The organism is Lactiplantibacillus sp. 7.2.4 (genome assembly GCF_018991185.1).
Lineage (GTDB): Bacteria > Bacillota > Bacilli > Lactobacillales > Lactobacillaceae > Lactiplantibacillus > Lactiplantibacillus pentosus.
In genome coordinates, this window is record NZ_JAGYGS010000018.1 from 11,067 (window position 1) to 24,164 (window position 13,098).

8 protein-coding genes are annotated in these 13,098 nt (G+C 45.8%); 4 read left to right on the forward strand and 4 right to left on the reverse strand.

The window, feature by feature from the left end; translation table 11 throughout:
* Positions 1-2 precede the first annotated feature (2 nt).
* From KGF70_RS07700 to KGF70_RS07710, 3 genes are all read right to left on the reverse strand, one after another.
* Positions 3-2,159, reverse strand: coding sequence for an RNA degradosome polyphosphate kinase (locus tag KGF70_RS07700; RefSeq protein ID WP_216768256.1), 2,157 nt, complete (start codon positions 2,157-2,159; stop codon positions 3-5).
* Between the two features lies 1 nt (position 2,160).
* A complete protein-coding gene (locus KGF70_RS07705) occupies positions 2,161-3,690 on the reverse strand; it encodes an HD domain-containing protein (protein ID WP_050339090.1) in 1,530 nt (509 codons plus the stop codon).
* A gap of 1,257 nt (positions 3,691-4,947) precedes the next feature.
* Positions 4,948-5,757 carry a phosphorylcholine transferase LicD gene (locus tag KGF70_RS07710; protein ID WP_120768016.1) on the reverse strand — a complete coding sequence of 270 codons (810 nt, stop codon included), beginning with the start codon at positions 5,755-5,757 and terminating at the stop codon, positions 4,948-4,950.
* Between the two features lie 168 nt (positions 5,758-5,925).
* On the opposite strand from KGF70_RS07710, the gene KGF70_RS07715 reads away from it, so the two are divergent.
* Positions 5,926-6,399, forward strand: coding sequence for a MarR family winged helix-turn-helix transcriptional regulator (locus KGF70_RS07715; protein WP_050339291.1), 474 nt, complete (start codon positions 5,926-5,928; stop codon positions 6,397-6,399).
* A 262-nt stretch (positions 6,400-6,661) separates the two neighbouring features.
* Here the strand turns inward: KGF70_RS07715 and KGF70_RS07720 are convergent, their stop codons facing one another.
* Positions 6,662-6,823, reverse strand: a complete 162-nt coding sequence (locus KGF70_RS07720) for a hypothetical protein (RefSeq protein WP_216768258.1) — start codon at positions 6,821-6,823, stop codon at positions 6,662-6,664.
* Between the two features lie 289 nt (positions 6,824-7,112).
* On the opposite strand from KGF70_RS07720, the gene KGF70_RS07725 reads away from it, so the two are divergent.
* The 3 genes from KGF70_RS07725 to KGF70_RS07735 all read left to right on the forward strand — a co-directional run bounded on the left by KGF70_RS07725 (position 7,113) and on the right by KGF70_RS07735 (position 12,746).
* Positions 7,113-8,420, forward strand: a complete 1,308-nt coding sequence (locus KGF70_RS07725) for an NCS2 family permease (protein WP_209040882.1) — start codon at positions 7,113-7,115, stop codon at positions 8,418-8,420.
* Positions 8,421-10,091: 1,671 nt separating this feature from the next.
* Complete coding sequence (gene spxB, locus KGF70_RS07730; RefSeq protein WP_003637922.1) at positions 10,092-11,831, forward strand: pyruvate oxidase; 1,740 nt, start codon at positions 10,092-10,094, stop codon at positions 11,829-11,831.
* Between the two features lie 123 nt (positions 11,832-11,954).
* On the forward strand, positions 11,955-12,746 hold the full coding sequence (locus tag KGF70_RS07735) for an FAD synthetase family protein (protein WP_216768259.1): 792 nt from the start codon (positions 11,955-11,957) through the stop codon (positions 12,744-12,746).
* Positions 12,747-13,098: the final 352 nt, after the last annotated feature.

Here is a 13,098-nt window from a genome sequence, read left to right on the forward strand (position 1 = left end):
TGCTAATCATCCTCTCTATCTAGATCTGAAGCGTCTGGTTCGTTTTTAGGGCTCATCATGGGAATAAACTGGTGGGCGTTACTTGTCGGTGTCGCTTCACCGTGGTCCTCCTTGACGGCTTGTTCAGCTTCCTGAATAAACGTCGCTTGTGAATCGAACACTTCTAGGCCCCGGCCATCAACGCGCGTGTACGTATTGTCTGGTTGTAAAATCCGGGTCTTGACGGTATCGGCCCACATCGTCGCAAAAATGTTCATCGCACGGTGACTGATTTCGGGTTGCAACAGTGGAAAGAGCAATTCCACCCGCCGATTCAAGTTCCGTGTCATCATGTCCGCACTCGATAGGTAAATCTGCGGTTCGCCGTCATTACTAAAGTAGTAGATTCGACTATGTTCCAGTAACCGGCCAATAATCGAGTGGACCTCGATATTATCTGAGACGCCCTTGATGCCGGTCCGTAAGCAACAGATGCCCCGAATAATCAGCTGAATTTTAACGCCCGCATGGGAAGCTTCATAGAGTTTGCTAATAATTTGCGGGTCAGATAGTGAGTTCATCTTCATCTTAACGACAGCTGGCCGTCCCGCCTTGGCAATCGCGATTTCATCGTCAAGTTTTTCGTTGATGAAGTCGCGAATGCCATCTGGTGAGATGTGCAGCTTGTGGAAGTACGGAGGCTCCGAATAGCCGGACAACATGTTGAAAATGTTGGAGGCATCGATGCCCATGTCAGTATCCGCGGTGAACAGCCCCATATCGGTATAAAAGTGGGCGGTGACGTCGTTATAATTACCAGTTCCCATGTGCATGTAGCGCTTGATACCTTCGTTTTCACGACGTACGACTAACGCCAACTTGCAGTGGGTCTTGAGGCCAATCAAACCGTAGATGACGTGACAGCCCATTTCTTCAAGCTTTTTAGCCCAGTGCACGTTGTTTTCTTCATCAAACCGGGCCTTGACTTCGACCAGTACCGTGACTTGTTTGCCATTCTGCGCCGCTTGTCCGAGGTACTTGATGATTGGTGAGTCCGCCGAGACCCGGTACAAGGTCATCTTAATGGCCAATACATCGTTATCTTCGGCAGCTTCGCGGATGAAATCGACCACGGGTTTGAAATCATCATATGGATATTGCATCAAGATGTCATGATCCTTGATGAGGTCAAAAATCGAACGTTCACGGTATTTCGCCGGATAGTACGCACGATATTTCGGGTAGTTCAAGTCGTCATGACCCTGGACTGCCTTCACAAGCTTGGATAAGAAGGTCAAGTTGAGTGGCCCGTTGATGACGTACAGGGTACTTTCACTAATGCCAAGCGCTTTGGCCAAACGAGTCCGTTGATGCTTACTCATGCTTTTTTCAACTTCCAGCCGCATCACTTTACCACGTTCACGCATCTTCAGTTGTTTCTGGACTTCTTTTAACAGGTCAGACGTATCTTCCTCAGCAACGTCTAAGTCCAGATCCCGCATGACCCGGTAGCAGCTCGTCTCCTTGACCGTATAGTTGATAAATAGGGAACCGACAAACGCCTTGATGATTTCTTCAATCAAAATAAACTGATTGGGTTTGCCAGGTAAGACAACGACCCGTGGAAAGACGTCTGGGACTTGGACGGTCGCAAATTTGCGGTCCTTTTTATCACCATTTTTATAAATCCGTAGCGCAATATTTAAGGTGTTATTGCCAATGAATGGGAAGGGCCGTGAAGAATCATCCGCCATTGGGGTCAACGCCGGGTAGAGTTCATCATCAAAATAATTTTTGACAAACGTGTGTTGTTCTTCATTTAAGTCTGCCATCGTCAACAGGTGAATGTCGTGTTGTTCTAGTAACGGCAACAGGGAACGATTCAAGGTGTTATATTGCCGTTTGACCATTTCATGCGCCTTGTCGTTAATGGCCGCGACCTGATCAGCGGCGGTCAGTCCAGCCGGGTCCGGCTTGGTATAATTGACCGACATTAATTTGCGTAATGACGCGACCCGTACCGTGAAGAACTCGTCGAGGTTGCTCTGTGTGATGCCTAAGAAGCGCACCCGTTCGAGGAGCGGATTGTCCTTATCGCGGGCTTCATCCAAGACACGATAATTAAAATCAAGCCAGCTAAGTTCACGGTTGGTGTAATAACTTTCTTTGTGATAATTCATTTTAACGAACCCCCCGTTGTTTGATGACTGGTGTTAAACCAAAGACTTCTTTGAAAAAGGCTGCTTTTTGAGCGAAGACCCAATTCTCTAAGAACAGGTCGTCGTGGGCAAAGCAGGTGATGATGACGCGTGGATTACGAATCGAAACGGAGATTTTGTCGACTTTTTGTTTGCGACCATCATCGAGTGCGTCCGCAATCCGTAAAATCGCTGACAGTTTCGAGACTAACAACCGCTGTTCGACTTGCAAGTTGGCAAAGTGCCGAATATCTTTCGAAGGGGTTTGTGCGCTGTGATAACGTGAAATCAGCGCGACAATCCGTTTTTCAGTATCGGTCAGACCCATTAATTCAGTTGCTTGTAAGATGTAGTCTGAATGTAGGTAATGTTGATGTGGATCGACATAACTCCCCACGTCATGAACGATAGCGGCAACTTGCAGCAGTAACCGGTCACGTTTGCCAAGGTGGTGCAGCGGCTTTAATTGGTCGAATAGGTGTAATGAGAACTTTGTGACCAGGTCGCGATGCTTCGGTTCAACGTTGTAGCGGTCGGCAATATTCTTGGCCGCGGTAACGATTTGGTCGTTGAAGTTATACTTCTTGTATCCTAGTTTAATGGCTTCTTGGATAATCAGGCCATCGAGGACCGTGACGTTACCCAGCCAAATTTTTTCGGCATTCGTGAGCTGAAGTAGTTCGTTGATCAACAGTAGTTCCGGCACGATCAGGCGGACATCTTCCTCGTCGACTTCGTATTTATCCATTAAATACTGATCCGAGGCGTTGATGACGTCATCGTATAGTGCTTGAAAATCAGCCTTACTGAGTTCTTCGACCCCGGCTTTGGATTGTTGTTGCCGAAAGAGGGTCGCAAAGGGTGCCACACCTAACATCACGACGTTACTAGGTTGGTCGCGATGCCCAGGCAGGAAGCGTCCGAAGTCAATAATTTGACTAGAGATGTAATCATCAAGCACTTCGACATAATTAGGCACACTCGATTGCAAGTTTTCCAGCACTTCCGCAATCCGAACGGGTCCCAAGCGCAGACTGCGTGAATAAATAAAGTTACTCTGGTCGTAATGTGAAATACCGACACTCCCGGAATTGATTCCGAGGAGGTAAGTCGGTTTCGTAATCATTTCCTTAAAACGTGGAAAGTGGACGGCAATCGCGACGGAGCGCAGATAAGTTTCCTGACTACTGGAGAGCCAGTCGATTTTGAGGCCCGTGCGCACGAGTAACTGGTCTTGAATATAGTCGGCGTTATTGGCGGATGATAAAGACCACGATCCCCATAAATGGTAGTCCTTAACCCCGTAATCGTTCATAATCTGCACGAAGCCACTCAACGCTTGTGCGGCCTGTTCCACTGAATCATAGTCGATCGTATGCTGATCGTAAATATCTTCCCCAAGTGAAACGTCGGAACGAACCCGTTCGACTTGGCGGAGTGTTCTTAAATTGACAATCGACAATTCAATACTTTGAACGTTGATCATCATAATTCCAAATAATTTTGCTGCCATGGCGATCCCCCATTTAATGAATTCCTGACCCCGATTAGGTTAAAGTCATGTAATTATTTTTAGTTTAACACAGGTTGAGGTTAGTTAAATTAGTATTTTACTAGTACAAGCGTTAGCTAGCGCTTCTAGGTTATATTCGAAAATTAAGATTAAATCGACTTGTCTTTAGCGGTGTTGGTGCAAATGGACCGGGTATGATTAAAGTTCGTTAGTTTGTAGGGTCAAAACCGCCAGCTCAAGCCCGCTGGAAATAAGGGCAAATTAAAGTAAACCTGCAGTGGTAGGCGCATCCTAGGCCGGCTTCCAGGCATTCTGGGCAATGGCCGGAACGTGGTGGACGCAGATTTAAGCCGACAACCCACGTCTTAAATACTGGTCTTTCACGCTGGCTGCGATATGGGCGAAACGTGCTCGGGTCAGACTGGGACTTCCGGTTAGCTACGCCAGAACGCCAAGCGGAAGTTCGCCGCTTAACGCTCTAGCTAGGCTAATCCTCAGTCCCAACCCGTCTGAACCTCACACTCTGATAAGCACTTGGCCTTGCCCAGAATGCCTTCCAGCCGGGATGGTATTCGAAAGGCAGACATGGGCGGACGCAACTTTTTAATGGACTGGGCATTGATTCTTAGTAAACAGTTGTTTTGGCAATCAACTTTAAGACTGGTTTTCAGTAATTTTGAGGTTGCTTTACTCGTATTTTAATTCTAGAAATCGTCAATAATATTGAACATTTGCAAAATCTTCATAGTTGACTGAGCGGCTGAAGGCCTGATTTGAAGGCAATTGGCACTATTATCGTCTAATTGTAAGGCCATTTTTCATTGGGGTAAGCAATTATTTTTAGGTGATTTTACCGGTATACAAATGACGTAAATCAGCAGCGATATAATTCAAAGTTCATCTGAAGGACGGCCACTAAACATTCAGTGGTCAATTGTACCCAGATAGGTGGTCGTTCATCCGCCATTCGAGCGGTTTCCCGACTGGAGGGGCTGGCGGACAATGCTCAGTAGCCAAATTATTCTTAGTCGGAAGTGTTTTTCTTCCGGCTTAGAATAAGACTCGTATTTGAAATTGCGCAGTGATTTTCTGCGTGAGTTCAAATCGACGTCGGCTACGTTCCAGCAATTGTCAGCCGGCCCCGGAGGTCAGAATAAGGCGCGCACCGGCTGACGAACAGAAATCTGACCCACGCGCCAGTAACTAAAAAGGGCGTGGTTCAGCAGTAACGAGTACCCTGAACCACGCTAGCGACAGTTATAAAATCTCGTGATTATCGATAATTAGTTTGTTCAGATGTTTTTCAACTCGTTTATCGGCTGGTGGTAATTGCATATAGTCGCCGTACATCCGCGTTAGCACGGCATCATAAGCTTTTGGCACGTGAACTTGAAGTGTCTCGAATGGCACGGTCGTCAATTCAGTTAATTCACGATAGGACATGATTTCTTTATCGTAATCATACTGTGACGCTAAGTTTTTGTAGGTCCGTGAGTCTGATTGTTCATACAAGCGCATGTATTCTTCGCGTTCCTGCTTGTGCCGGTTGACTTCGGCGAGCTGTTCAGGCGTGTGTTTGCTTAAGATGTTGCGTAGCGGTGTTTTGACAAAATTATAGTTGAGTTTGAGCAAAATCGCGGCATCCGTTAACTTATAATGAAGCATCTGTGAGCGGCGTAAGGCCTCGTCATCAGGAATCTTGTCGAATGGAAAAATATCAACGAACACGCCTTTGAACGCATTATTGACGTTATTCTTTTCTTCGATATAAGTGTTGACGTCCAGTAACTTCATATAACTGAGGGCGTAATCTGGATCCGAGGCGCCCGTTTGGAGAAAATACTGGTTCGGATCCAGGTGACGATTGGCGACGGCGATAAAGCGCTGGTAGTCGCGACGTCGCATGCCAATGTCGATGTCATCGTCCCACGGGATGAAGCCGTGATGGCGGATGGCACCCAGTAGCGACCCGCCAATTAAAAAGTAATCGATGTTTTCTTCGTCACAAATATCAATAACGACTTGCATGAGGCGTAATTCGACGCGATGTAAAGGTGTCAAAGGCATAGTTTTCGTCTCCGTTTCCGTAAGCGGTTTATCATACTTCAATCATACACTTAGTCACTGAAAATTGTTAGGGAGGATGCTTAACAATGTGAAATGCGGGTAATTACATGCAAAATAGTTAAAGGCGTGATATATTCGAACAAAAGTAATGAAGTGATGGTGATCGCGATGAATAATGACGAATTAAGCAAATTGCTAAATGATTATTTTGAGGCATACCAAAATACAACTAAAATTATGATGGACTTGGTGGCTTGGCCATTAAGTCAAAATAAGCTGTCGTTTGAACAATTTTTGATTTTACGGCGGATTGCGACCACTGAAGACGTGACGCTCAACGATATTGCCATTCAGCGGCAAGTGACGCGCAGTGCGATTTCACGGCAAGTTAAGTCGCTATTGATGCAGCATTACGTGTTCCAAGTACCGGATCCACGTGACCGACGTCGGCTATATCTGCATCTGACGGAACGTGGGCAACAAGTTGAACGGGTCGTCGATCAAGCAATCACGCAACATTTTGATCACTGGGTCAATCAGTTAGGGGCACCGCAAATCGACCAAGTCCTCCAGATGATGGAGACGTTTAGTCAACAGGTCACTGACTTGGGCGAACCGCAGTCACACCCCGTCCTTCACTAGGTTCTACTGAATCTAAATGGTACTGAGGTGAGTAGTCGTCTGCAAGTTATCATAGTAAGTAGGAAAAACATAGGCGCGACAGGAATTTATAACTGAATTCTTGTCGCGCCTATTGTGTTTGGACTGCTATTCAAAGTGAGCAGGACGTATTCGCTGTGGGGACGATCCGTTTGAACCCGGAATCGTGCTAATGAGACTGCAGCGAGACTCATGAAAGTTGCAACGACTAATGTGGATCTAGCCAATGGTCGTTGCGGCTAACTTAGTGTTTAAAAAAGTTATGGTACACGCCTTCGCAAGCTTCCAGGAACATCCCGATGGCCATCAAATACATGACGAGCATGTTTTGCATGGTGAAGACCAGGTAGAGTAAGACTGCATACAGTACCAAAAAGAAGACTGCGGTGAATTTGGAACCAGCCATTCAAATCACCTCTTAAATCAAATTTTGATAAGTGGTTACATGGCATAATGGCGGTTCGGTCTGATGGCTAAAGCCGACATTAAAACAATGAACACGCTTTAATTAACTTTATTTTAACGCAAGCTTTAATGAATTGAAAATCGCATTTAATTCGAATGATAATTATTTATCGTTCGATTATTGCATTTAATTGGACATAATGATACGATTAAACACGTTAAAAGAACGAGTAAACACGAACGTTTACAAATGTGCAATTATCATTTAAGGCGAATAACTGGAGGGAATCATGAATAAAATTGCGGCATATTTTAATTTTTCAGAATTGAAAACGTCAATGCGGACGGAAGTCTTGGCCGGATTGACGACTTTTGTCTCAATGGCTTATATACTATTTGTTAACCCAAGTGTCCTGGGTGCATCCGGGATGGATAAAGGGGCGGTCTTCACCGCCACGGCCTTGGCTTCAGCGTTAGGGTGTTTACTGATGGGGTTAGTGGCGAAGTATCCCATCGCCATCGCGCCCGGTTTAGGGGTCAACGCCTTCTTTACTTATTCCGTAGTTATCGGGATGGGCGTCAAATGGCAGACCGCACTTGCCGGCGTCTTCATTGCCGCTGTTATCTTCATTATCATTACGATTTTTAAGTTACGGGAAATGATTATTGATGCGATTCCCCGTGATATGAAGCTGGCAATTTCTGCAGGGATTGGCTTCTTTATCGCCTTCATCGGGTTACACGGTGGTGGTTTGATCGTGGCGAACAAGTCCACGGTGGTCGGCTTAGGTTCACTGACCGTTGGGACGACTTGGTTGACGATTTTTGGTCTGATTGTTACGTTGATTCTGATGAGTCGTAAAGTGCCCGGTGGGATTTTCATTGGGATGGTGCTGACGTCAATCTTGGGCTTAGTTACTGGCTTAATTAAAATGCCGTCGACGATCGTTTCAGGCGCCCCTTCATTAAAACCAACTTTTGGGGTCGCACTGGCGCACATTGGTGACATTAATTCGTTACAATTAATCATTGTCGTTTTGACTTTCTTATTAGTCACGTTCTTCGATACGGCCGGCACGCTGGTCGGTTTAGCCGAACAAGCTGGTTTTATGAAAAACAACAAGATGCCGCGGGTCGGTAAAGCCTTGATGGCCGATTCGACTTCCATGTTAGTCGGTTCAGTGCTGGGGACTTCACCAACTTCAGCGTACGTTGAATCTTCCGCTGGGATCGCCGTGGGTGGCCGCTCAGGGATGAGTGCCGTGGTTACCGGTGCCCTATTCATCTTCGGACTGTTCTTCTCACCATTGTTAAACGTGGTCACGGACCAAGTTACGGCACCCGCTCTAATTATCGTTGGGGTCTTGATGGCGCAATCCTTGAAGCAAATCAATTGGGATCGGTTTGAAATTGCCGTCCCTGCCTTCTTGACTGTGATTGGGATGCCACTGACTTACAGTATTTCTGACGGGATCGCATTGGGCTTTATCGCGTATGTCATTACGATGGTGGCCACTAAGCATGCTAAGGAAGTTCACCCATTAATGTACGTACTCTTCTTCGTCTTTATTATCTTCTTATGGATTCTAAACGTCTGATGATGGACAGTACTTCATCATTGATTTGAATATTATTGAAACTTGTGTGGTGCGGGTTTCGTTAAATTGGCAGTCATTCCCATTTTGGGGGAGGGCGGCCAATTTTTTTGCGTGCAACTATGGTGGTCATTTAGCGTAACCTATGATCAAAACAGACATATGTGTACCAGCCTTTTGATGGACGAGGATGCAAATCAGCCGATGAACAGTAGGCTGACACAATGGCACGCTTTAATCATGAAGTAACCTGCGACCTGAAAAATCAAAGTAGTTAAGCGCAAAAAATCAAAACTTGCGCGTTGTGCTAGTTATTCTTTAGCCTTAAAGATGGTTAAATCATGACAATTTCTAAGTTCAAGTGCTGCCAGCTGAGACCCGCTGGAAACAGTGCGAGTTACCGTAAACTTGCTGTTGTGGAGACGTCCTACACCGGCTTACAGGCATTTCTGACAACGCTGGAACGTGGTGGACACAGATTTAAGCCGACGACCCACGTCTTAAATACTGGTCTTTCACTAACCAAGCACAAAACGCTTGCTAAGTGAAATTTCACCACTTAGCATTGTCAGAAACACCTTCCAGCCGGGATGGTATTCGAAAGGCAGACATGTGCGGACCCAACTTTTGATGGCATGGTCGTTGGTTCTTAGTAGACAGTCATTTTGACATTCAACGATCCGAATGGTTTCTAACGATTGCTCAGCTTTCTAAACCATAATTTAATAATTCGGACACACAGTTTCACTGAAATTATCAGAATTTCCTCTAGTCAACTGAGATAGCAAAGTCTCGAATTCTAAACGAAGGTCATTTTATCTACAAATTTCAACACTAGTTAACATTGAAATTTGTAATCTTGTGATGGGCGAATAATATTCAGATAATCTTCTCAGTAATTAATTGCTATCAGTCACCATTCGTACTGAATAAGCCTCAGCCTGAAGGACCAGTTACTTAATATTCAGTGGTCAATTGTACCCAGATAGGTGGCCGTTCATCTGCCATTCGAGTGGGTTCCCGACTGGAGGGGCTGGCTGACAATGCTCAAGGGCGAAGTTCTTCTTGTCCGGGTGGTCTTCCCGGGCTAGAAGAAGACTCGTATTTGAAATTGCGCAGTGGGGTTCTGCGTGAGTTCAAATCGATGTCCGCCCTGTTCCAGCGTTGTCAGCCAGCCCCGGAGGTCGGACTAAGGCGCGCATCGGCTGACGAACAGGACGCCAAATTGTCATGATTTAGCCATGATTCATGACAATTCTGGCTGACAAATTACCTAGCACAATGCGTAAAACTTGCCTAAAACTTGATGGTCGTCAAGTTAACGGCCGCAAATGGCGACTATACTACAGTCATGCAATCAGGAATTAGCGATAGCAATTTAAACGGATTGTTACTGAAATAAATGTAAGCGAAATCATTGGCGCTAGCATGAATCATAGATAGATTTCAACGGATGAATCAAAAAAATTCAAAAAAATGGGCGAATTTATCTAAAATTCAAAAAAACGCCTGAACCCTTGATGTGAACGCTTGTAAACCGATAGAAGGTTTAGCAAAATTCACAATGATAGATAAAATCTATTGATAAAAGCGTTTACATTTGTGGAATTCGTGATTACAATAAAGTCGTTAAGTTGATAATTAATTTATATATACATGAGGAGGACATTACTAATGGCTAAAATTAGTGGTTCAGATGCCGTATTACAAGTAATTCAGAAGTGGGGCGTTAAACATATTTATGGTTTGCCCGGTGGTTCATTCGATTCAACGATGAATGCCATCTATAATCAACGTGAAACGTTGAAGTACATTCAAGTACGTCACGAAGAAGCTGGTGCGATCGCCGCTTCCGCTGATTATAAACTGACAGGTAAAATCGGTGTCTGCTTTGGATCCGCTGGCCCTGGTGCTGTCCACTTACTGAATGGGTTGTACGATGCTAAGGAAGATGGCATTCCAATGTTAGCCATCGTAGCACAAGTCCCAACTAAGCGGATGAACATGGACTTCTTCCAAGCAATGAACGAAGAACCAATCTTTGACGACGTTGCGGTTTGGAACCGGACGGCAATGACGGCTGAAAGCTTACCAATGTTGACTGATGAAGCGATTCGTCAAGCATACGCCCACAACGGTGTCGCTGTTTTAACAATTCCTAAGGACTTAGGTTGGGCTGAAATCGAAGACAACTTCGAAACCAATGCTAACTTGCACACGGTCAACTACCCAGCACCAACGGCTGAATCAGTGGCTGATGCAGTTAAGTTGATCAAGGACGCCAAGTCACCAATGATTTACTTTGGGATTGGTGCCAAGGATGCGGCCGAAGAATTGAAGGCTGCTTCTGAAAAATTCAAGATGCCACTCGTTTCTTCCGTTTTGGCTAAGGGCATTATTGAAGATGACTATCCAGCTTACTTAGGTTCAACTGGTCGGGTCGCACCAAAGCCAGGGGCCGAAATTGGTTTCAGTACCGACTTGATTCTCTGGGTTGGGAACAACGTGCCATTCAGTATCTTCCTGTTTAACAAGAAAGCTAAAGTTATTCAAATCGATATCGATAGCGAAAAGTTTGGTAAGCGTCACCACACCGATGTTGCCATCGAAGCGGACGCTAAGAAGTCATTAGCTGCCATCAACGCCGCTGGTGAAGCCCGTGAAGCCTCCGCATTCTACAACGCAGCGGTTGCTGACAAGCAAAACTGGGATAACTGGTTGGACGGTTTGAAGGACAGTACCGAATCACCAGTCCGGGCAGAACCAATTTTTGATGTTTTAAATGAAGAAGCCAGCGACAAAGCCGTTTGGGCCGTTGATGTTGGTAACGTCAACATTAACTTCGAACGTTTGATTCGGATGCATGGGGACCAAAAGTGGGCGACTTCTGGGATCTACGCAACGATGGGCTTTGGGGTACCAGCTGCTTTAGCTGCCAAAGTTAACTATCCAGACCGTGATGTCTACAGTTTGAGTGGTGACGGTGCTTTCGCGATGTTATCAGAAGAAATCTTGGCCCAAGTCAAGTACAATTTGCACGTTATCAACGTGGTCTTCAGTAACGAAACGTTAGGCTTTATCGAAGCTGAACAAACTGACGACAGCCATCAACCACTATCTGGTGTTGATTTGCCAGATACTGACTGGGCAAAAGTCGGTGAAGGCTATGGTGCCGTGGGTTACACGGTTCGGACTAAGGCTGAATTCAAGCAAGCCCTTGAAGATGCCAAGAAGACCGACAAGCCAGTCGTAATTGACGTTAAGTTAACACACGCAATGCCATTTACGACGGAACACATGTACTTGGACGATTCATGGCAAGATAAGGATAAGATTGCTGAATTCGTCAAGAAGTACGATGCTCAAGACTTGAAGCCATTCAGCTATTTCTTGAAACAAGCACAAACGAACTAATTCGGTTGTTGAACAAACAAAGGAGCACGCGACTTTCGCGGCTCTTTTGGTACATAGCATCAAACGGGTCACCGTTGAACGGATGAGACCGCACTGAAGCCATCCTTGAGGAGGAACACACGCATGCAGGTAATCAAGCTCGATCAGCAACAAGTACAACACTTGACCGCGCAACCGCCACTAGTTTTAGCGTTAGGATTTTTTGACGGTGTGCATCAGGGACATCAGCGTGTGATTCAAACGGCGCGCAAAATTGCGCTTCAGCGGCACTTGCCCCTAGCTGTGATGACCTTCAACCGACACGCTTCACAGTTGTTTCAGCCGCAGTCACCATTCCGCTATCTGAATACGCTCGACCAAAAAATCAAGCACATGGCGGCGCTAAAAGTCGACCGGTTATACGTGACTGATTTCAATCGCCAGTTTGCTGGATTAGCACCGGCAGATTTTGTCGATCAGTATTTGGTTGGGCTGAATGCTCAAGTGGTCGTTGCAGGCTTCGATTACACGTTTGGTCAGGGCGGTGTGAATGGCATGACGGACCTGGCTCGACTGGGTGCGGGGTCTTTTGAAACGGTCACGGTCGACCGCTTAGCCAATCAACGATTAAAAGTCAGTTCCACTCGGATTCGGGGCTTGATTGCGCGGGGACAACTCGAACAAGCCAATCAATTATTAGGCTATGACTACGAGACGACCGCGACGTTGAACCCGCAGACGCGTGAATTGATATTTAAAAACGTCAAGCAACAGGTCGTCATTCGTGTCTCAACGACCGCTCCAAACGGTCAGATCATTTCGCCGTATCAATTACCAGCGGTCATGACTGACTTGACGGTGAGCTTACAGTGGCGCCAACAAGTCGCTGCTATGACGACACCAGCTCTGGCTGCTTGTCAGCAGTCGCTCCTCTAAACGTGTCTTTCTAGACCGACGCGGGGGCGGCTGTTATGATAGAGAGACTTTACTGAACAGCTACTTGATGATCCTCCTGATGACGAAACGGCCGCGGCAGAGACTGACGATGAACCGATTCAAATTAGTGGCTGCGGGGGCGCACTCGTAAATCTGCCCTGCGCTTATAGGCGTTGTAATCACTTTATTGAACAATAACTCATTCTAGATAGAAACTGGTCGTGCACACAAAACTGCCAACCAGTTTTTTAAGCTTTAAAAATTTACTTACAAAAAGTAAGCATATTAATTGCGTTCCCACTTGGAAGCGATTTATAATACGTTTGTTAAGAAAATTAAACCAATGAAATCA

Coding starts and splice junctions, on each gene's coding strand:
- spxB (WP_003637922.1), top strand. CDS start 10,092: ATGGCTAAAATTAGTGGTTCAGATGCCGTATTACAAGTAATTCAGAAG.
- KGF70_RS07725 (WP_209040882.1), top strand. CDS start 7,113: ATGAATAAAATTGCGGCATATTTTAATTTTTCAGAATTGAAAACGTCA.
- KGF70_RS07715 (WP_050339291.1), top strand. CDS start 5,926: ATGAATAATGACGAATTAAGCAAATTGCTAAATGATTATTTTGAGGCA.
- KGF70_RS07705 (WP_050339090.1), bottom strand. CDS start 3,690: ATGGCAGCAAAATTATTTGGAATTATGATGATCAACGTTCAAAGTATT.
- KGF70_RS07710 (WP_120768016.1), bottom strand. CDS start 5,757: ATGCCTTTGACACCTTTACATCGCGTCGAATTACGCCTCATGCAAGTC.
- KGF70_RS07735 (WP_216768259.1), top strand. CDS start 11,955: ATGCAGGTAATCAAGCTCGATCAGCAACAAGTACAACACTTGACCGCG.
- KGF70_RS07720 (WP_216768258.1), bottom strand. CDS start 6,823: ATGGCTGGTTCCAAATTCACCGCAGTCTTCTTTTTGGTACTGTATGCA.
- KGF70_RS07700 (WP_216768256.1), bottom strand. CDS start 2,159: ATGAATTATCACAAAGAAAGTTATTACACCAACCGTGAACTTAGCTGG.